The organism is Cycloclasticus sp. PY97N, assembly GCF_002443175.1.
Classification (GTDB): Bacteria; Pseudomonadota; Gammaproteobacteria; order Methylococcales; family Cycloclasticaceae; genus Cycloclasticus; species Cycloclasticus pugetii.
On record NZ_CP023664.1, the window covers coordinates 796,419 to 817,435 of the forward strand.

Annotated in this window: 19 protein-coding genes; 9 read left to right on the forward strand and 10 right to left on the reverse strand. The window is 39.8% G+C overall.

The features are described 5' to 3' along the window. The first annotated feature begins 29 nt into the window (after positions 1-29). The 4 genes from CPC19_RS03945 (at position 30) to CPC19_RS03960 (ending at position 4,123) form a co-directional block, all read left to right on the forward strand. Complete coding sequence (locus CPC19_RS03945; protein ID WP_016390596.1) at positions 30-1,229, forward strand: O-antigen ligase; 1,200 nt, start codon at positions 30-32, stop codon at positions 1,227-1,229. A gap of 18 nt (positions 1,230-1,247) precedes the next feature. Next, a complete protein-coding gene (locus CPC19_RS03950) occupies positions 1,248-2,336 on the forward strand; it encodes a glycosyltransferase (RefSeq protein ID WP_035850868.1) in 1,089 nt (362 codons plus the stop codon). Between the two features lie 249 nt (positions 2,337-2,585). Continuing rightward, positions 2,586-3,290, forward strand: a complete 705-nt coding sequence (locus CPC19_RS03955; protein WP_016390598.1) for a sulfotransferase family 2 domain-containing protein — start codon at positions 2,586-2,588, stop codon at positions 3,288-3,290. Positions 3,291-3,370: 80 nt separating this feature from the next. Continuing rightward, a complete protein-coding gene (locus CPC19_RS03960; protein WP_016390599.1) occupies positions 3,371-4,123 on the forward strand; it encodes a hypothetical protein in 753 nt (250 codons plus the stop codon). Positions 4,124-4,233: 110 nt separating this feature from the next. On the opposite strand, the gene CPC19_RS03965 is transcribed toward CPC19_RS03960, so the two are convergent. From CPC19_RS03965 to msbA, 3 genes are read right to left on the reverse strand one after another with little or no spacing between them, the layout of a single operon-like run. Beyond that, positions 4,234-5,076 (reverse strand): sulfotransferase, encoded by an 843-nt coding sequence (locus tag CPC19_RS03965; RefSeq protein WP_016390600.1) that lies wholly within the window; start codon positions 5,074-5,076, stop codon positions 4,234-4,236. A 52-nt stretch (positions 5,077-5,128) separates the two neighbouring features. Continuing rightward, positions 5,129-6,262 carry a glycosyltransferase family 4 protein gene (locus CPC19_RS03970; protein ID WP_016390601.1) on the reverse strand — a complete coding sequence of 378 codons (1,134 nt, stop codon included), beginning with the start codon at positions 6,260-6,262 and terminating at the stop codon, positions 5,129-5,131. Between the two features lie 31 nt (positions 6,263-6,293). After that, entirely contained in the window at positions 6,294-8,048 is a 1,755-nt protein-coding gene (msbA, locus tag CPC19_RS03975; protein WP_016390602.1) for a lipid A export permease/ATP-binding protein MsbA, read from the reverse strand. Between the two features lie 110 nt (positions 8,049-8,158). Between msbA and CPC19_RS03980 the strand changes: the two genes are divergently transcribed. Together CPC19_RS03980 and rfaP are read left to right on the forward strand one after the other, a co-directional pair. Further along, a complete protein-coding gene (locus CPC19_RS03980) occupies positions 8,159-9,292 on the forward strand; it encodes a glycosyltransferase family 4 protein (RefSeq protein WP_016390603.1) in 1,134 nt (377 codons plus the stop codon). Next, positions 9,282-10,085: a lipopolysaccharide core heptose(I) kinase RfaP gene (gene rfaP / locus CPC19_RS03985; protein ID WP_016390604.1), complete on the forward strand. Its 804-nt coding sequence runs from the start codon at positions 9,282-9,284 to the stop codon at positions 10,083-10,085. Before CPC19_RS03980 ends, rfaP begins: the two co-directional genes overlap by 11 nt. Here the strand turns inward: rfaP and CPC19_RS03990 are convergent. Continuing rightward, positions 10,082-10,900, reverse strand: coding sequence for a lipopolysaccharide kinase InaA family protein (locus tag CPC19_RS03990; protein WP_015006570.1), 819 nt, complete (start codon positions 10,898-10,900; stop codon positions 10,082-10,084). The genes rfaP and CPC19_RS03990 overlap by 4 nt on opposite strands. A gap of 23 nt (positions 10,901-10,923) precedes the next feature. Here CPC19_RS03990 and CPC19_RS03995 point away from each other — a divergent pair, with 23 nt between their 5' ends. Both CPC19_RS03995 and CPC19_RS04000 read left to right on the forward strand, forming a co-directional pair. Then, positions 10,924-11,685: a lipopolysaccharide kinase InaA family protein gene (locus CPC19_RS03995; RefSeq protein WP_015006569.1), complete on the forward strand. Its 762-nt coding sequence runs from the start codon at positions 10,924-10,926 to the stop codon at positions 11,683-11,685. Between the two features lie 130 nt (positions 11,686-11,815). Beyond that, positions 11,816-13,549 carry a carbamoyltransferase gene (locus CPC19_RS04000; RefSeq protein WP_016390605.1) on the forward strand — a complete coding sequence of 578 codons (1,734 nt, stop codon included), beginning with the start codon at positions 11,816-11,818 and terminating at the stop codon, positions 13,547-13,549. Between the two features lie 25 nt (positions 13,550-13,574). Here the strand turns inward: CPC19_RS04000 and CPC19_RS04005 are convergent, their stop codons facing one another. Together CPC19_RS04005 and CPC19_RS04010 are read right to left on the reverse strand one after the other, a co-directional pair. Continuing rightward, entirely contained in the window at positions 13,575-14,246 is a 672-nt protein-coding gene (locus CPC19_RS04005) for a lipopolysaccharide kinase InaA family protein (RefSeq protein WP_016390606.1), read from the reverse strand. After that, complete coding sequence (locus CPC19_RS04010) at positions 14,246-14,452, reverse strand: DUF465 domain-containing protein (protein WP_016390607.1); 207 nt, start codon at positions 14,450-14,452, stop codon at positions 14,246-14,248. Before CPC19_RS04010 ends, CPC19_RS04005 begins: the two co-directional genes overlap by 1 nt. 55 nt (positions 14,453-14,507) lie before the next feature. On the opposite strand from CPC19_RS04010, the gene CPC19_RS04015 reads away from it, so the two are divergent. Beyond that, positions 14,508-15,050, forward strand: coding sequence for a hypothetical protein (locus CPC19_RS04015; RefSeq protein WP_016390608.1), 543 nt, complete (start codon positions 14,508-14,510; stop codon positions 15,048-15,050). A 6-nt stretch (positions 15,051-15,056) separates the two neighbouring features. Here the strand turns inward: CPC19_RS04015 and rsmA are convergent, their stop codons facing one another. The 4 genes from rsmA to CPC19_RS04035 all read right to left on the reverse strand — a co-directional run bounded on the left by rsmA (position 15,057) and on the right by CPC19_RS04035 (position 20,988). Further along, positions 15,057-15,842, reverse strand: a complete 786-nt coding sequence (rsmA, locus tag CPC19_RS04020) for a 16S rRNA (adenine(1518)-N(6)/adenine(1519)-N(6))-dimethyltransferase RsmA (RefSeq protein ID WP_016390609.1) — start codon at positions 15,840-15,842, stop codon at positions 15,057-15,059. Next, a complete protein-coding gene (pdxA, locus tag CPC19_RS04025; protein WP_016390610.1) occupies positions 15,826-16,824 on the reverse strand; it encodes a 4-hydroxythreonine-4-phosphate dehydrogenase PdxA in 999 nt (332 codons plus the stop codon). Before pdxA ends, rsmA begins: the two co-directional genes overlap by 17 nt. Positions 16,825-16,854: 30 nt before the next feature. Then, a complete protein-coding gene (locus tag CPC19_RS04030) occupies positions 16,855-18,153 on the reverse strand; it encodes a peptidylprolyl isomerase (RefSeq protein WP_020932163.1) in 1,299 nt (432 codons plus the stop codon). A gap of 108 nt (positions 18,154-18,261) precedes the next feature. Continuing rightward, on the reverse strand, positions 18,262-20,988 hold the full coding sequence (locus CPC19_RS04035; RefSeq protein WP_035850874.1) for an LPS-assembly protein LptD: 2,727 nt from the start codon (positions 20,986-20,988) through the stop codon (positions 18,262-18,264). Positions 20,989-21,017 lie beyond the last annotated feature (29 nt).

Below are 21,017 nucleotides of genomic sequence, written 5' to 3' on the forward strand. Positions count from 1 at the left end.
TAGACCGAAATATATAAGAGAACAACGCTATGCAAGAAGAGCAGGTGAATAAGTTGGGTACAGCAGGTTTTCAGCGTTTTGTGTTAAAAGCCGCTCCCTATGGAGTACTGTTATTTATTTTCTTCATGTATGCAGCACCTACTTCTAAATTAGCCAATATTGGATTTTATTTGGTGGTTTTGTTACCGATGGTACTGGCGGCTCCCTTGCTGATTAAGGATACAGAGTATGTCAGTTATATTCGTCCTTTTATTATTATTATTACTGCTTGGTTACTATTAATGGTAATAGGCTTAGATGCCGAGTGGGGTATGTTTGGCAAAAAGCTAAGGCATGCTTTTTATGTTCTTGTTTTTATCTCGGCCATTTACTTCACGCTCTCTTCAAGGCTCGTATCAGTTAATAAAATAATCGCTTATATTTTTTGGTTAACGGTGGCTTATAGTATCGTTTCAATGGCGATTTATTATGGCTGGTATGGTCGAAGCTTCAGTGCTCGATTAATACCCGTGCTACGTCTAGATTCTCCTATCTTTGTTGCAGATATTTTGAGTGTATTTGGTGTGTCATTGATTTATTTGATGTTTCAAAAGGAAAGTTACTTACAAGTCTTGGTCACCTTGGCGGTTATTTTATCTTTACAGTATTTTTATAACGCACGCTCAGCACTTGTTGGGTTGTGCTTTGGGTTATTCATAATGCTGTTCTTGTCGAATGTGAAGCATAAAAAGGTTATTTTACTAGTCACTTTTATATTACTTGTAAGTTACGTAGCAGTTTCAGCTTATTATGGTAATTTGCTGAATCGTGGAGTTTCATATCGGATTGATATTTGGTTGAGTGGTATTGAGAAAGCATTAGACTGTAACTTATGGTTTGGTTGTGGTTTTGGAGATGATAGGGGAGTGGTCATTGATGATGGGCTCGTGTTTCAACACGCACACAATATTTTTATTGTCCATCTTATAAATACCGGTATAGTTGGCGCTTTGGGCCTGCTAATACCGCTTGCATACATTTTGGTCAAAGGCTGGCAAGTTAAATCGGCTATGTCGTTTGGTTTGTTTGCCGGTATTATTACTTTGTTTTTTGATGGAAATGAACTAATAACAAACCCCGATGCGTTGTGGCTGATTTTTTGGTTACCAGTGGCACAAGTCTATTGGCAGATTAAGTTGAACGAAGAAAAATTGTTAGGCCATTCATATAAAAGCGCTCTTCAAACGTAATGTAATTATTCCTATAAAATGAAAATACTTCAAATATCGCATGGATATAACGCACCGTTTTTAGGTGTGAGCAATCATTATGAGTCGATGCTAAATGATGATAATGAGGTTGTTACGCTATATTTGACAGGTGATGAATCAGAGGCAGTTAAACAAGCAACAAAAGCTTCTAGATTGATTTTTTGGGCTTGCGATACAAAACAATTAAGAGGAATGAAGCTGGGGCTGATCGTTAAGCTTTATAAACTGATAAGGGATGAAAAATTCGACCTTGTTATTTGTCATAGGTATAAGGCTATTTATTTAGCAATAATAGTGTGTTTATTAGGCTTAAAGTTTAAACAGGTCGGTGTTATACATGCTTTTGGTGCGTTTCAAAATTTAAGTCGCAGGTTACTTCTTTCCTTAGTTGCTAAGCGTTTAATAATACTAGGTGTTTCTAATGCTGTTAGAGATGATATTAGGGACTCAATGCCATTATTTCCGAAGAATAAAGTGCAAACGCTATATAACGCTCTTGATATAAGAGAAATAAAAAGGGGGCAGTTAACTCGTGAGGCTGCCAGAGACTTTTTAGGTTTAGCCAAAGATTCATTTATTATTGGTAATGTTGGTCGTCTTCATGATGATAAAGATCAAGCGACGCTTATAAAGGCATTTGCGCTTTTTAATAAAAAGATACCTGTTAGTCAGCTAGTAATTATAGGTAGTGGGAGGCTTAAAGCATCATTGCAGCAGTTAACTAATGATTTAGGTGTGGGAGAAAAGGTTAGATTTTCAGGCCAAATAAACAATGCAAAGAACTATTATAAAGCGTTTGATTTATTTGCTTTATCTTCAGATAAGGAACCATTTGGCTTGGTTTTGTTGGAAGCAATGGCCGCTAAGGTTCCCGTTGTAGCAAGTGATTGTGGTGGTGCGAAAGAGGTGGTTTCAGGTGCTGGTTGGCTTTTTAATTTTAGAGATGTTGAGGCACTTGCAGAGGTTATGTTTCGTGTCTATTTGGGTGAAAAGGAAGAATTGCTTGATGTTGCATTGAACCGGTTGGAAACTAAATTTTCTATCATGGCTACTAAGCGAGAGTTTACAACTATTATTAGATTGTAGACAATTTAGGTGGTCATTAGGAAATGATGACATTTTAAGAAAACGTTTCTGGTGCTATTGATGCTTTATCTGCGTTCCCTAAGTTTTTTTAGCAAGTAAGTCTCACCTAAATACAGTAAGTTAAGTAAAGCTTCCATGTTGGAAACCATACATAAAAATTTGTAATTTATAAAATGAGCATAATGAGCCGGTTGCGCTTCAAATAACCAATATTTTTATTTGTTAAGTTGCAGTGTTGAAGGAGGAAAAGTGAGTTTAATTAATAAGTTAGTTTGGAAGTTATTCTCTCTTAAGGAACGCGAATATTTATTATCAACCTTAAAAGCGCATGAACAAGGCGGGATTAAAAAAATATTAAATAATAGGGCGACATTTCCGGAGGCTTTTGATGATCGAAAAATAATTTTGATTGAAGTACCTAAGGCAGCTAGTAGTAGTTTAGCGGCGGCCTTATATGATGGGAAAAGGTATGGGCATTTGCCATTAAAGTACTATGAGACCTTAAGTTCTCAGCCGCTCTCAATATATTTTAAAATTGCATTTGTCAGAAATCCATGGGCTAGAGCACTATCTGCCTATAATTATTTGAGACAAGGTGGAGCGGGTAAAAGAGATCAGAAATGGGCAAAACTAATGAATAGCTTTGAGTCATTTGATCATTTTGTGTCAACTTGGTTGAATGAGGATAACATATATAAACAAATACACTTTGTGCCACAAAGGAAGTTTCTTGAGGATACTCTAGGAATGGTGAACCTTGATTATATTGGTCGATATGAGAATTTAGAGGAAGGGTTTAATGAGCTTAAAGAAAGTTTAGGTTTAGTGGTGGATTTGCCCAAAATAAAGATGGGCTCATCTATAGATTACAAAGAGATATACACTAAACACACTAGAGAAAAAGTTGGGTACTTATATAAACAGGATATTGATGAGTTTGGTTATGAGTTTTAGTAAATCTAACCTATATAGGCGAAAGTCGTTTTGGGTATTTAAAGACCGCTCAGCTAGAGTTGTTTGTTTTAGGAGGTATTTTGTTTATCACTGAGAAGTTGATATACATTCAGATGCAAAAAACGGGCTGTACTCATATTGCATCATTATTATCTAAAATTTTTGATGGGGAACAAATCGGAAAACACAATCCAGCATCTGATAAGCAAATTAAAACTAATGATTACTTTATTTCTTCTATACGTAACCCATGGGATTGGTATCTCTCTCTTTGGACATTCGGGGTGCAAGGAGGGGGGGGGCTGGCAGACCGGTTGACTAACAAAATAAAGAATACTTCATTGTGGAAAGAGGTATACAGTGATTCTACAGATGTAGAGCTGTTTAGACGTTGGCTAAAACTTATACATACCCCAAGTAATAGCGGTTATTTAAATAAAGAGTACGGGCGTACCGCCATTATAGATTTCTGTGGTTTTATGTCATACAGGTACCTACGCTTGTGTTGTTTGGAACCTAGAAAGTTAGATGATCAACGCTTAATATCCAATTTCACTGATCTAACCCAGTTTGAAGCAGAGGCTTGTTATATTGATTTTTTTATTCGTCAAGAGTCGTTAGAGAAAGATTTTTTAAAAGCTATTGAAAAAATAAGACCCCTTAAACAAGAGGAAAAGGACTCGGTTTTTAGTGCAGAAAAAGTGAACATATCCAAAAGACCGTTTAAAATTTCTCAATACTACGATAGCGAGTCTATTGAACTCATTTATAACCGTGATAAATTACTGATTGATAAGTTTGGTTACGCCCCTCCCCTATTGACAGCTGAATAAACTATTTGACTAGTTATTCTTAAATGTAAGTCATTTTTATAAGTGTTTTGATCTGTATAGGTCGGGCATCAGGAAAACTTATAGGGTCTAGGTAAGATGTTCAAAATCACTTATAGTTTTGTTATACCTTTTTCTATCTGAAATAGTTTGTTTTGTTCAAGGTAACTTCTAAGGTCTCGATTACTTGATATTAATTTAGATTGCTTTTTAGTTAATGCATCTTTCCAACGCAAGTCAATATGTGAAGTAGTTTGTTGTTTTTTTACCCACTCATATTGCCTTTTTTGGGTTCCATGATGCTCAAACTCCCAGTATTTTAATTGAGTCGTTTCATAAGTGTTGCCTAACCATTCCATTAATGTTGATAACTCTTTTTCAGGGTTTAGTGTTAGGTCATGGTAGGTAATGGTTTTTGTATCTAGGGAAAATCGCTTAGTGAAATCAACAATTTTTTGATTTTGTTTTAACCATTTATATAAATAAATATTACTTTGACTGCTAAAGATCAGCTGAAGTGTTTTTTTTGGGAATGCTTTTAGTACTTTTCTTCGCTGGCTTAGCTGGCTTAATAAAGATGTATATTTATTATTCCAACGTCTTATCAGTGCCCTAGGGTCACGTATTAAATGAACGATTTTAATGTCATATTCCGATTGAGTATTAATGAAATTGATAGCCCACTCAGTTTTTTTTGAAGTATCAATAAGTAAGTTGATTTGATCTCCAGCACGATCAAAAAGTGTTGGGTAGAATGTTTCGGTAGTTAATTCCTGAATGCCTTCAAATAAATGGCAGTCATTTGAAACGCCGCATTTATAACAATTAACGCCCTCTTTGATGAGGTTTTTTGTTTCCCCAAGGTGTACTGCTTTTGAATGACTACCTAGCAATAATGATAAAAAGTGTGAGCCTGAGTAATTGCTCGATAAAATAAAGACAAGTTTTTTCTTCATGTTTTTGTAGTGGGTCTGGTTGGTTCTGAGGCTAATGGTTAGAAGGTGTTGATTATGTACTTTTTTTACTATCAACTATTTCTAGTTGAGTGGTAACTAATTCCCGCCATGCCTGTTGGAAATTAAACAAGCTAAAATGATCATGAAGGCGTTTATGTAATAATTCGGTTTCTTTAAGAACGAGTGGTTGATCTTTTGAAAGGTATTTTAGCATAGCTGTTGCATAGGCTTGTGGTTGATCAATGGGGGCTACCAGTTGACCTAAACTGCCAAGAACATAAGGAATCCCTCCGGTATTACTGGCGATAATCGGTAATTTTGCTGCCATCGCTTCTAATAATACAAGACCAAAACCTTCTTTTAATGATGGCAAAACAAAGACATCTAAAGCTTTTAATAATGACGATGCAGTTTCGATATGGCCAGGTAGTTTGACGGAATGAGTTAGCTCATGGTCATGAATATATTGTTTTAGAAAAGGTTCTTCGTCGCCACTACCAATGATAAGAAGCTGGTTATGAGGGTGTTTTTTTAGAGTTATTTGAAATGCCTTAATTAAAGTCAAATGCCCTTTAAGTGGAACTAGTCGGCCAATGGTTCCAAAAATAAAGGCATCTTGCTTAAGGCCTAATAACTCCCTGCTTTGGGTTTTTGTTTTGAATGATGCACTTAATTTTTGTATATCAATGACATTATGGATGACGCTGATATCATTTTTATCAAGTCGAAGAGTTTTTTTTAAGTAAGCGGAGACGGGTTCTGACACGCCTACAAAATGCCAATGTTTACTCCAGCCGATGGAGACGCATTTTTTTCGATAACGACGTTTAAACTCATCAAACCCATGAACTACGGGGATACATAACGATATGTTTAATAATTTATTTAAGGCTAACATGAGATGTAGTGGTTTGAACCGGTGTGTGATAACGACATCAAAATTTTCTTGGCGACAATATCGATAAAGTTTCCATAAAGCCTTAAGGCGTAAACCTTTAAGGTCGGACTTTTTGAGTTGAAAACTAAAAGCCTTTTTGTAATCTGTTAGGTGTTTTGTCGGATGTAGAAAAGCTGTGATTATTTCATAAGGCGGATCATTAAATGTTTTAGCAATTTCGCGTGTTAAGTCTAAAATCCCAGGATCTTCAGAAATAGTTAATTGTAATATTTTTATGGTCTTTTTCATCTGATAGGGGGGGTACGGTTTTGCTCTTTATCTACGTGTTTTTTACTTGGTTTTTTAATAGCTTAGTGTAAGCACCGTTACTTTCTAATAAGATTTTATGTGTCCCCGATTCAATAACCTTACCATTATCCATAATCAAGATTTCATCGGCGTTTTGGATGGTCGAGAGCCTATGGGCTATGACGATAGTTGTACGGTTCTTCATGGCTTTTTCAAGTGCATTTTGAATCAGTTGTTCTGATTCGGTGTCCAAGGCAGAAGTTGCTTCATCAAGAATGAGGATAGGTGCGTCTTTTAATAAGGCTCTAGCAATTGCAATTCGCTGACGTTGGCCACCAGAGAGCTTTAAGCCATTTTCTCCCACTAAGGTATCCCAACCATTTGGCAATTGTTCGATAAACTCGGAGGCATTCGCATCACTGGCTGCTTTTTTGATGTCGTCTAACGGTGTTCCCCTAAGTCCACCATAGGCAATATTGTTAGCAATAGTATCGTTGAATAAGGTGATATTCTGAGTAACGAGAGCAATATGTTGTCTCAGGTTTTTGAGGGTATAGTTGTTAATTTCCACACCATCCAAGAATATTTCACCTTGCTGGTGGGGGTAAAAGCGTGGAATCAAGTTAGCTAAAGTGGTTTTGCCACTGCCTGATTTGCCGACTAAGGCAATCATCATGCCGGGCTTAATATCGATATTGATATCATTAAGAACCATCTTATCGGTGGCGGGGTAAGTGAATTTTAAGTGCTTTATTTCAATGTGGCCTGTCACTGAGTCGGTTGTATAAGTTCCAGTATCTTTTTCAGGTTGAGTGTCGAAAATCTCAAAAATACTTTCTGCACCGGCGATACCTTTCTGAATGTTTGCGTTTACTTCACTGAGTTGTCTGATGGGTTTAGGCATTAATCCAGCGGCGGTAATATAAGCAATAAACTCACCAGGGCTGGCATTAGTCATAAACAATAAAGCTAAATAAATCATTAATGCTAAGGCAGAAGACACTATAAGTTGTAAAACAGGTGTGTTTATAGCGCTTGTTTGTACCATTTTCATCGCTTGTCTGAAGTTTGAAAAACTTGCGTCTTTGAAACGTTCTTTTTCGTACTCCTCGCCACCAAAGCTGCGAACAACGCGGTAATTGTTGATCAGCTCGGACGAGACATGGGTGATATCGCCCATTGAGGTTTGAATTCGCTTACTAATGGCTTTGAAACGCTTACCTGCATACCTTACAAGTAAACCAATAACGGGCGCTATGGCTAGAAATATCAAAGATAATGCCCAATTCATGTATAAGAGATAAGCTAATAAGCCTATGACAGTCAAGCCTTCTCTGACAATAATTTTAATGGCATCTGTGGCCGCAGAAGTGACTTGAGAGACGTTATAAGTGACACGTGAAAGTAAATGACCTGAGTTTTGGTCCTCAAAATATGAGTTCGGAAGGGTTGTGTATTTATTAAAAATTTCACGACGTAGAGTATGTACAATATTATTAGCGACTTTAGCGATGTAATAGCTGCCTAAATAAGAGCCAATGCCTCTAAAAAAGACAATACAGATAGTTGCTAAAGGTACCCAGTAAATTTCCGATCTATTTTCAGCCTGTAATGAATCGACTAAGTACTCCATCAAGGCAGCAAGAGCGGGTTGCGTGAGGGCGAAAATGAGAAACCCTAAGAGGCTAACGGAAAAAGGTTTCCAATAAGGCCAAACGTATTCAAGCAGCCTTAAGTAAATTTTAATGCTAGTGCTTGATGGGGCTTTTTTAGTTTGCTTGTTCAATGTTTAACCGTTGCGCTTAACAATCCAACATTTTAACGCATAGTTTGACCATTGGTAGGGTGTTTAGGGGTAAAATTATTTTAATTCAATAGGATTTTATTTTAGCTTCCATGCGTTTAGCTTTTGCACTTTATAAGTATTTCCCGTACGGCGGACTAGCGCGTGATTTTATGCGTATTGCGGATATTTGCCTTGAGAAAGGTTATCAAGTTGATGTGTATGTAATGGAATGGCAAGGTGATCAAAAGGCTGGCTATAATGTCTCTGTGTTGCGTTCCTCGGGGTGGAGTAATCATGCCAAAGTTGCTGACTTTCACCAGCAATTGAGATCAAGGTTGGAGCAACAATCGTATGAGGCAGTGATCGGTTTTAATAAAATTCCCGGTGTTGATGTGTATTATGCCGCGGATCCTTGTTACATCGATCGCTTTTCTGCCCGGTCGTTTTTCAATAAACTCAATCCGCGATATCGTTTTTACGCTGGGGTGGAAAAAGCTGTTTTCAAAGCGCCCAGTCGTACGGTATGTTTGATGATATCAGATGTGCAAATGGCACTGTTTAAAAAGCACTACCAGACTGCTGCTGAAAGGTTAGTGATGTTACCGCCAGGCATTGATATCAACCGACGTAGACCATTAGATGCACTTCGTAAGCGGGCAGCTTTTCGTCAACAGCTAGGCATGCTTGAGCAAGATTTAATGGTCTTGATGGTTGGAACTGGGTTTAAAACCAAGGGCGTTGACCGAGCGATAAAAGCAATAGCGGCGTTACCTGAAGGGTTGAAGAGTAAAACGTCTTTAATGGTTGTTGGTGAAGATGACCTTTCTAGCTATGAGCGTTTGGCCCGAGAAAACAAGGTAAGTGAACGGGTTCACTTAATGGGAGGGCGGTCAGATGTGCCTGATTTTTTATTAGCGGCTGATCTGCTGTTACATCCTGCGCGTAAGGAGAATACGGGAACGGTTATTTTAGAAGCAATGGTTGCAGGTCTACCCATGTTGGTAACGGATGTGTGTGGTTATGCGAAGTATGTTACGCAGTCTAAAGCAGGTGCAGTAATGTCGTCACCCTTTAATCAGCAGTTACTTAATGAACAGTTAGTGAGAATGCTAACGGATGGTAAAACCAATGAACGGCGTGACCATGCATTAGCATTTGCAAACAAAGAAGACTTATACAGCATGCCTGAAAAAGCAGTAGAGGCGATTGAAACTGTCATAAATAGGAAACGGAATGAAACTTGAAGTAACGGAAGAGTTTCAAAAAGACTGGGGCGACACCCCTAGCTTTGATCAGTTAATGGCACTTGACGGTGAAATGTATCGACAAGTGGCGCGACGTAAAACATTTAAGTTTCTTCTTAAGGAGACGTTTTACTTTGCAAAAATTCACCACGGTGTTGGTTGGAGGGAGATTTTAAAAAACATTATTCAGGGGCGGTTACCTATATTGGGTGCCGAAAATGAATATGATGCCATTCGTGCTCTAACAAAGCTTGGCATTAAGACGATGACACTTGCAGCTTATGGGCGGCGTGGGTGGAATATCGCCGAGCAAGAATCCTTTGTGCTAACACGGTCACTTGAGCCGGCCATAAGCTTAGAAGATTTCTGTGCAAATTGGGCAGTAGATAAGCCTTCGCTAAAATTAAAGCGAGCATTGATTAGACGTGTGGCTAGCATAACGCGAAAAATGCATGAAAATGGCATTAATCATCGAGATTTGTATATTTGCCATTTTTTATTGAAAGAGAATGAACTTGAAGCCCTTAATGGCAATAAAGATGTTGATCTTTATTTAATAGACTTACATCGGGTACAAATAAGAGCTAAAACGCCGATGCGCTGGTTAGTAAAAGATTTGGCCGCTTTGTGGTTTTCAAGTATGGATCTTGGCCTCAGTCGTCAGGATTTGTTTTACTTTATCTATCACTACACTGGGAATAAAGCGACTAAAGAATTAACCGGGAACAAAAAGTTTTGGGCTGAAGTAAAAAGAAAAGCACGGATCTTAAAAGCTAAACCGATAAAAGCTTAAGGCGTTATCTTTTTAGGTGGGCGGCGGCTTAAATGCTTGGCAATATCCAAAAACAGCTTTCTAGCCTCTGCTTTTGATGCGGAGGGACCAAGGTAAGAATAAAGCATTCTGTATAATTGTTGGGTGGTAAAGAAGGAGAGTGCTTTGCGGGCTAAGCCGCTTAAGTCGGCCACCTTAAGGCGGTAATTAAAAAATTTACGCTGAATGCCTCGTGGGCAATCTATCCATATAGGTGTGTAAGTCTGTCCTGTTTGTTGGATAAGGATATTCCGCCATTTGAGATCTAAATGAAACAGCCCAGTGTCATGAGCGGTTCTTATTTGTTGGAATAATTGCTCCTTAAGACTATTAAGTATAAGTCTGCGCTCACTGTTGGGCATTTTTAACAGGACTTTTTTGAAAAAGTGATCTAATTGCATGGTATCAGGTTGTTCCTTTGTCACGATGCAAGCAGTATCTAAGCGACCAAAGGAGCGTTGTTCATATAAGGCAATTGTATCTAAGGTAGGAATGCCAAGATTCTTAAAACGTTGGTAGTTAATTGACTCATTAGCGGCTTTGCTTCGGCGTAAGAAAAATTCCCAGCGATTTTTTTTATAGACATACCTTTTGAAATAAAAAACTCCTTGATTGCTTGGCAGAGTAATTTTTAGGCAGGTGGTTTTGCCTGATGATAAAGTTTTACCAGTATTAAACGTTAGCCAGTTCGATGCATCATTGAGCCCGATAGTCGATAAAGTGGAGCGGTATTGAGGGACTATATTTAATCGAGTACCGTGAAAAATATACCGATATAATGATTTCCTAGAGGACATTAGATGTGTAAGTTGGTGATCAAATGAAACATTATATAGCTGAAAAATGGCGGGACATACTCGTTTTTAATGACTTAGACAGTTATGAAAAAGTATGGGCACTGAAAGCAGATTGGTTTGAAGAGCCTAATTACCGCCGAGGTGGTTGGAGCGGAGTTTCTAGGGTTGAGTTAAAGTTGCCGCTAGGTGGTTCAGTCGGGGTGTTTTTAAAACGTCAAGAGGACCATGTGACGCGTACACTGGGGCACCCCATTAAAGGGTTTTCCACATTTGCTAGAGAATTCAATGTTATTCGTGCTTTTCAGCAGCATAATATTCCATCGTTAGAAGTCGTTTTTTTTGAACAATGGAAGCAAGATGGGCATCAACGTGCTTTTATTATGACCGAGGAATTGTCTGGCTATGCTCCGCTATCGTCCGAAGACTATAGGATGGGCTCAGCACTGTTAGCAAACGAACAACAAAAAACGGCACTATTTGAAAAACTGGCTGAACTACTCCATAGCATGCATAAGCATAAGTTTCAGCATAACTGCTTGTATCCAAAGCATGTTTTCGCAAAGCAATTAGCAACAGGTGGGGTGGATTTACGCGTTATAGACTTGGAAAAAGTAAAAAAAGTGCTGACAAAGAAGCAAGCTATGTATAGGGATTTAGATACCTTATTACGACATGCTAAGACGTGGAGTGATGAAGATAAGTTAGCATTTTATAAGACCTACCAAGGTGAGAGCTATTTGAGCAGTGCTTCAAAACGGCTTTGGAATAAGTTGAATAAAAAATAAATTTAATGGGCGCTGAAAAGGCTGTCTTGTGGGTTGAAATTATAAACAGCAAGAACCTTGGATCCTGTAAAATGCTGCAAAAAGAATCACCAAGCTAGGTGAAATAACAGGAATTGAAAACGGATTATTTATGATAGTTTTAGGTTTGTCGGGTGCAGTTAGTCATGACGCATCAGCAGCGTTATACATTGATGGGAAATTAGTTGCGGCGGTTGAAGAAGAGCGCTTTTTACGAGATAAACACGCAAAAGGTCAGTTTCCCTACGAATCTACCAAGTTCTGTCTAGAGTACGCGGGTATTAAACCAAGCGATGTCGACGTAGTGGCGTTTCCGTACGCGAAAATAGGCTTATCTAGTCCAGCGAGATGGCATTATGCAAAACGGCATTGGTATGCGCCAGATCGTGCGCTGATGGCATTGTTTAATGGTAACCGTCGATATGAGCGCAACTTCAATAGTGTTATGAAAATGCTCGATGACCTTGGCATTGGCTCTCAGCGTGTTAAGTATGTTCCAGTTGAACATCATTTAGCGCACGCGAGTAGTGCGTATCACTTAAGTGGTTTTAAAGAAAAAACGGCTATTCTTGGAATTGATGGAAAAGGTGAGTACGCAACCACCTTTTTCGGTTACGGTGAACATGGAAAAATTCATAAAATAAAAGAATTTTATGATCCTGATTCACTGGGCGGTGTTTATGGCGCAATTACCGAATTTCTCGGTTTTGAAATGCTTGATGGCGAGTTTAAAGTAATGGGGATGGCACCCTATGGCGACCCTTCCCGGTTTGATTTTTCACGTTTAATTGAAACCGATGGTAAGGATTTCCGAGTGAATACTAAGTTGGTTAATTGCTTGGGCTTACGTCGTTATAAAGAAAATGGCAAAGGCTATTTCTTTAGTCCAAAGTTGATTGAGTGGCTGGGGCCAAAGCGTGAAGGTGATGAGATTGATGACCCGTATATTGATTATGCTGCAAGCATTCAAGCCTTGCTTGAAAAAGTAGCGCTGGGCCTAATTGATACCTATCTAGGCGACACCTTAAAAGAAACTGGCAAGTTATGTTACGCCGGTGGAGTTGCTCTTAATGTTAAATTGAACCAGCGCATTATTGCTCGACCTGATGTTAAGGAACTGTTTGTACAACCTGCTGCAAGTGATGCAGGAACAGCGATTGGTGCGGCGAGTTATGCGGCTCAAGAATTAGGCGATGAGATTGAAAAAATGGAACATGTCTACCTTGGGCCAAAATACACCAATGAAGAGTGTATTCAGGCCTGTTTAGATCACCCGAATAAACCAAAGTATGAAGTGTTGGAAAATACGACGCAATACACAGCTAAGTTGTTGGCTGAGGGTAACCCTATTTCATGGTTCCAAGGCCGTATGGAGTTTGGCCCTCGTGCGTTAGGCAATAGAAGTATTATTGGCAACCCCAGTAGTAAAGGTGTGGCAGATAGAATTAATGCACAGATCAAATACCGCGAACGTTGGCGACCTTTTTGCCCAAGTATTTTAGATACAGTGGCTGAGGATATATTGCAAACCGATCACCCAAGCCCTTATATGACGTTTACCTTTGATGTGGCAGAAAGTTGGAAACAACGTATTCCGGAAGTAGTGCATGAAGATGGAACAGCACGGGCACAAATTGTCACTGAAAAAACTAACCCTCGTTATTATTCGCTGATTAGCGAAGTTGAAAAGCTCAACGGCAATGGGGTTGTGTTAAACACCTCGCTAAACCGTCGTGGAGAGCCAATGGTGTGTTCACCAACCGATGCCCTAAATATGTTTTATGGGTCTGACTTGGAATATTTAGTGATGGAAGATATTTTAGTGAGAAAACATAACGTCGACTAGGTGATGTGTTCTTGCAGTACTTTGTTTACGTCGCTGATGTATTACTCAAATTAGACTGTAAGCCACGGTTTAGAGCTGCTGCATCGGTTTTGTTTAACGGGCTGGCCTCAAGGTAAGCTGAAAGAAAGGCTTCAGTGTGTTTTTTGAGTAAGTCTTTATCTGCCTGATAACGAAGTATGTGTTGAAAATTCCGTATGCGTAACGTTAACTTGAGGGCTTTTTTCTTGATTTGCATATCTGAAATATCAATCAGTGCAAAGTCCCCATTAGGACAAACAAGAATGTTTTTTAAATGGGCAGAGCGGAAATAAACTCCTTTATTGTGTAGCTTGGCAATAAAGCTTCCAAATTGTCGAAAGAGGGCATCGCTATTGAGTGTGCTATCGCTTAAGACATCGCGCAGTAATAAGCCGTCTAAGCGTTGGTATACAATGAGATGACGCTTAATGCTGTGACACCAAAGTAGTCGATTAATTTTAACCGTTGGAATACCAAGGGTGTCAAGCTGTTGAGCGTTGTTTACAAAACGAACTGCGTAAGGTTTTAAAACAGCAGTCGAAAAGAATCGTTTTCGGCGAAATAATTTAATGATTTCACCTTGCTGAGTATCCAGTACTTTTATACCGGCGCCATCTTTTTCTATTACCTGCGCACCGTCAATCAGTTGTAGGTATTGTTCGTAACTAATTTTTTCCATTAGGCATCAAGGTCGGGGATTAAGGTGCTTTTCAAGTGTACGATTTGATCTTTTATAAATAGGCGCCTTTTTTTTAATCGACGAATCCTCAGTTGATCAGGCTGAATTTCTTCACTTAAATGGTCGATGATATAGTGTAAATCTTGATGTTCTTGGTTGAGTTCAATAATCCTGAGCTCTATTTGATCATTTTCACTTAATATCATTTCGATTTACACAAAGCGCATTGAATAAACGCCTATGGTACAGCATACTTGCGGCATGAATAATGATTTTAAAACAGTGTTACGGCTATTTGTTGATCTTTGTCTCATCAAGAAAGGACCGCAAGATGTGCCGGACTCTACAATATTATTGAAAGCCGTATTTTTTATTTATTTTCTATCAGGTAGTTTACTGCTTTCAAGTTCTATGGCATTCGGTGAGGCAGTTGTTCAATCCTTCATTGAAACCATATTGTTGGGCTTATTCGTCTATATATTATTGAGTTTCTTTGCACTCAAGAATCGTTTTAATCAATCAGTAACAGCGATTTACGGAAGCGGTGCTTTAATTACCGTAATCAGTGCTCCATTTGTTTTTTTGATGGGTGGTATGACTGGTAATGAAGGCTCAACCGGCGTGCTAGGTTTGGTCGTCTTTCTAATTGTTTGTTGGAGCTTTGCTGTGCTGGCAAATATTATTCGACAAACAATACAAAAGAGTTTGGGTGTGAGTTTATTATTAACGTTTTGTTACTTGTACTTGTCCTACCACGTAATACAGCTGATATATCCTGTTGAAGCAGCGTTGGTTGCTCAATAATTTAACTTAAGCACGACTGAGTTGATTGCTAAGGTTAACGAAGTCATCAATTGTCAGGGCTTCTGCACGAAGGCTGGGGGCGATGTTAGCGGCGTCAAGTGCGTTGTCATCACAAATATTTTTTAATGTGTTCTTAATGGTTTTACGACGCTGAGAAAAGGCGGCCTTTACTATGGTTTCAAATAGCTGCATATCATCAATCAGGTATTTTTGTTGGCGGTAAGGAGTAATACGGACGATACTCGACATGACTTTAGGTTGTGGGTGAAAACATTCTGGTTCGACATCAAATAGTGCTTCAACCTGACAATGAAGTTGCACCATGATACTTAGGCGACCAAATTGCTTGCTGCCAGGCTGTGCTTGAAGCCGATTAACAATTTCCTTTTGCAACATAAAATGCATATCTTTGATATGCGAGGCTTGGGTTAATAGATGGAACAATAAGGGCGTTGAAATATTGTAAGGTAAATTCCCAATAACTCTCAATGGCTGGCCATGGTCTAAAGCAGCAAAATCAAAGGTTAAGGCATCTGCACTGTGAAGGGTAAAGCGGTCGATATGAGAAAAGCGGCTAGTTAGTTGCTCTACTAAATCTCTATCCAACTCTACTACATCAAGCTCACATTGAGCATCAAGGAGTGGTTCTGTAATAGCGCCTTGACCTGGTCCAATTTCAACAAGGTGTTCAGTGGCGATAGGGTTTATGGCCATGATTATCTGATGAATAATTTGGCTATCTTGTAGAAAATTCTGGCCGAAGCGTTTACGAGCTTTATGTTGTTTGTTCAAGGGTTGACCTTTGTGCGAGTTGTATGGCAGTGTCTAAAGCAGATGCTAAACTGCTTGCACTGGCCTTTCCTGTGGCGGCTAAATCAAGAGCTGTGCCGTGATCAACAGATGTGCGAATAATTGGTAGACCTAAGGTGATATTAACAGCGTCGCCAAAGCCAGAGAACTTAAGGGTTGGTAAGCCTTGGTCATGGTACATTGCTAACACCACATCATGTTTTTCAAGCACGGGTTGTGTAAACGCGGTGTCAGCCGGCAGGGGGCCAGTCAGGCAGATATTATTTAGGCGTAATTTTTCAAGTGAAGGAATAATGGTGTCAATTTCTTCATTGCCCAAGTGACCATTTTCACCTGCATGGGGGTTGAGCCCACAGACGGCGATTCGCGGGTTGGCGATGGCAAATTGCCGTTGAAGATCATGGTTTAAAATTGTAATCGTTTTTTCCAGTAAAGTAGGGGTAATGGCTGCGCTAACATTGCTTAGTGGAAGGTGCGTTGTTGCAAGAGCAACTCGTAAGGTTTTGGTCGCTAGCATCATTACTGGGTAGCTGCCGCAATAATCAGCTAAAAACTCAGTGTGGCCAGAAAAGGTTATATGAGCATCATTAATAACACTCTTTTGGACAGGCCCAGTAACGAGTGCTTGGCATTGCTTGTCGAGACAGAGTTGAGCGGCGGCTTTGAGCGTTTCAACGATATACGCGGCATTGCTGACATCCAAGAGCCCACTAATTTCTTGCTTAGCGAGTTTAATTGGAAACACGTTCATAGTGCCGGGTTTATGGGCGCTAGAGGCTTGCCTTAGGTCTGCTTGTTGAATGTCGATGGAAAGGTTTAGTTCAGTAGCTCTACGGGCTAACAGGTTAGGGTCAGCGACAAAAATAAGCTCGCAGGGCCATGGTTTCAGGCAGATTTGCAGACAAATATCAGGCCCAATACCGGCAGGTTCGCCAGGTGTAATAACAATTCGAGGTAATGGCATGATTACATGATCACTGGATAAAAAAGATAATTAGTTATCCAAGCGATATTCAATGTAAGCATCATCCCTTAACTTAGTTAACCACGACTCAATCGCAGCATCTGCTTTACGTTTTTGTAGTTGAGAACGTGCTTGAGCTTCGCGCATCAGTTGGGTGTTATCTTGTTCCTCGCGACCTAACACTTGAATTAAGTGCCAGCCGAATTGGGTTTGTACAGGTTGGCTAATTTCATTGATCTCGAGTGTGTTCATGGCGGCTTCAAAAGCAGGCACCAAAGCACCGGGTTGCACCCAATTTAAGTCGCCGCCATTAATGGCTGACCCTCTATCTTCGGAGTTTGTTCTTGCTAATGCAGCAAAGTCTTCGCCGTTTTCAATACGCTGTTTAAGATTAAGCAATCGGTCCTGCGCAATTTGATCGGTAATCAATGCATTAATTTTAATAAGAATATGACGAACATGTGTTTTAGTAATCATTACCTTTTGTTGGCCACGTGTCCCAAACAGTTTAATAATATGGAACCCACTAGGGCTTTCAATAGGGTCTGAAAACTCATTGACTTGCATTTTTTCAACGAAGGGCGTTAATAATGACGGCATTTGCGCTAATTTCATCCACCCAAGGTCACCACCATCCAATGCATTGCTGGCGTCTGAATTTGCAATGGACAGCGTAGAGAATTTCTTTCCTTGTTTAAGGCTAGTAATAATTTTTTCGGCCTTGTTACGAGCGGTTGTTATTTGTTGTGGTGATGCGTTTTCAGGCGTAGCAATGAGGATATGTCCTAAATGATACTCTGTCGACTGATCTCCTTCGCTTTGTTCTAGGTAGTTTAGAAAACTGGCGACTTCTTGGTCTGAAACTTTAACTTCATGATGTACATAACTTGCTTGTACACGTCTGACTAACATCTGATCTCTAATTGAGTTCTTAAAAGACTTCAGCGTAACGCCATCTTTTTGTAGAACGTCTAAAAATTCTTCTGTTGAAAGTTTATTGGCGGCTGCGATACGTTGCATGGAGTCTTCGATTTCCGCGTCAGAGATTTTCATTGCACTTCGTCTAGCAATTTGTAGTTGTAGTTCGGTTTGTACCATACGGTCTAATACGCGTTTTTCAATATCGTCTCTTGATATTGAGGCACGTTGTTCAGCGGGTAGGCGTTGGTAGGTTTGTTTAACTTGCTCGTCTAATTGGCTTTTTAAAATAACGCCTTTATCAACAATGGCGACAATGCGGTTCATAGACTCTTGTGCGAAGACAGCAGGCGAAAGGAAGCTACATAGCACGATTGCATTAATAAAGAGAGCGCGATTAAGATTATTCATGATGGAAAGATTCACAAGTTAAAAGGGGCTTAAATAGAAGGTTAAAATAACATTTGGATTGCTATTATGTAACCTTCTATTTACTGTTGAGAGTGATTTTTCTGGACGTTATTGCTCGGGTATTTGGTAGCCTAATATGCCTTCTTCAAGGAAAGAGTCTAGTTTTTCACCAAAGCTGGTAAGGCCTTTTAGTTCAAATTGAAAGAAAATGCCTTCTTTAGGTTCTTCGTCTATTGCGTCGTTAACGTAGCGCCTAGCGATGACTCTTAAGCGCCAGCAACAGGTGTCTTTCTCTAACCCTAAGAAGGTATCAAGTGCTAGGTTATGCTCTTGTGAGTAATTCCAGCGGCCAACCGTACTCCATTCTTTGCTAATTGGCCATTTGAATGATAAGTCGGTTTGTTCAATATCATTAGAGTTTCCTCTGAAGTCAGTAGTGCCTTCATAGCGTGAACGGTAGGTTGCGTTAAATAAACGATTTGCCCCATCACGATAATGTAGCCCCAGAGTCGCTTTTTCTGTTTTGCCAGCATGTGGGTCGTATTGCAAGGCTGAGCGAGCAGACCATGTATTTGTGATTTTTGCGGAAACTTCTGTTACTAAGTCAGAAGTATCGTCGGTAATAGGTTTATCGTTTTGCTTAAGCTGTACGTTAAGGTCATCAAAGTAAACTATGGTACCAATGCTCGCTCTTAATCGTTCAGAGCCCGAGTCAGGCTCAATAAAACGTGAAGTGACTGCGAGGGTAAGCTGGTTTGCGTCGGCTACTCTGTCAGCACCGGAGAAACGGTTTTCTCTAAATAACTGATTAAAGCTAAAGTCATATTCAGAGGTATCAAACAATGGAATATCATCTTGGTCTTCATGGGGAACGTATAAATAATATACGCGTGGTTCCAGTGTTTGTATCATGCCACTGGCAAAATTAAGGTTTCTTTCAAAAAACAATCCAGAGTCTACAGAGAGTATTGGAAGCGTTCTGCTTTGAACACTGTTAATGGTGCTGGCTTGATCGCTCAGCCGATATTCGGTATGCCTTAGGCTTAGTCTTGGGGTTATAAAGCCACTGGCGTTTCTTAAAGGAACGCTAATGCCTGGATGAATATCTGCACGTTTAGCATCGACGTCTGAGCCGTGCTGAAAATAAACAAACTCATTACGCATGTCCATTTTGGCGATACCAAATAGCTCTGTTTCACGTAAATTAAACAGTATTTGTGGTAAACGACGGTGAGGTCGATCAGTGCTAGAGAGAGATTCATCAATAGAGTCATAGTTATCTATTTTAGTTAGTAGGCTCCAGTGATCGGCACGGTAATTTAAACTGGCTTGGCTTTTTAGGTAACGGTTACTAGAGCTGATGAGGCTATTACCAAAATCTTCAAAATAATCATCATCGGAGATGTAGTTTAAGTCTATATCTGAGCTCAAACGAGATGTAATGGTTGATTGGTTTTGTAATGAAAATTGACCTCGTAAGTCGCTCGTCTCTGTATCGCTTAGAATTTCAGCAGATACCTGTCCTTCACTGCTACCTGTTAGGTAGCGAAATTCGCCTCCGAGCATAAACCCTCGGTTGCTCATGATGCGAGGAGTAATAGTTGCATCATAGTTTGGCGCAATATTCCAATAGTAAGGGAGAGAGAAATCAACGCCTGTTGTGTCAGAACTTCCAAAGGTCGGTGTCAAGACCCCAGATTGACGTCGGTCATCAATAGGGAAGCTAATGTAAGGCGTATAAAGCAATGGAATATCAAATACTTCAACCCATACGTCACGTCCAGTTCCGCGACCAGTTTCCTTGTTCAACTCAAGTGTTCTTGCCTGTAACTCCCAGTCACTAACACTCGGTGCGCAGGTGGTGTAAGTAACGTTTGTTGACTGGGTGATATTACGGTTAACCAGTGTTGTTGTTTGGGTGCTGCCGCGAGCGTGTGTGGTTTCAAGAATAAATTGGTTGTTTTTAAATTGCCCGGTATCCTTAGCAAGCTGTAGTTCAGCTTGGTCACTGTGCAAGGCGAAACCATTTTCTTGGTAGAAAACATCACCTGAAGCAGAGGCGCTTTCTTGTTGATTATTATATGTCAGTTGGTCGGCGGTAATAGATTGATCAGCACGATTAACCAAGACATCGCCGCTAAATTTGGCATTACTTTTATCAAGGACTTCGGCGTAGTCTGATTGTATGTTTACCTCAGAATTTAAACGATTTTGCTGAATGCTGTTTCTGCTTTCGCGAAGTGAGTCGGTAGTGACTTCACAAGTGTCCCAAGGGTCAACTTTAAGTTGCCTAACCATTTGATGAAACAGCGCATTATTTCTAACCCGGCCTGCATTATCATCATACAAGGCAATGCTCTGTCTATTATCTAGGGTGGCTACCATTGTAGAAGGCGCGCTGGTTTGTGAGCAGTCCCAAGTTCCATTCTCACCAGTTTTGCAATCCCATGAGCCAGTGTTTTTTAATGTTGTGACTTGAGTCTGAGTCGGTGCTTTTTTGTTTGTTTGTATGACTTTTGGTTGGCCAGCAACTCGAACCCTTGGAACAGAGGGGGGCGCTGGTTTATCAGTCGTGTTGTCTGCAACGGTTGTTTGATCCTTAGAGGGTTGTTGCGGACTATCTACTTTGGCACTTTTTTCAATCGGTTTGGTAGACGCGGAACAATCCCAGGTTTGACCATCATTCGCTAATTTACAATCCCACTGAGAGTTACTGAAACCAAATGCCTGGCTTGCCATCAATAAAAGCACTAGGGCTAAAAGAAAGTGTTTGTATGAGCAGATAATGGCTGAACCTTTTTGCTTGAGTCTAACGTAAGTTGTATAAAATCGCATAGAATGGTGCTTATCTTCAACGATAGCAT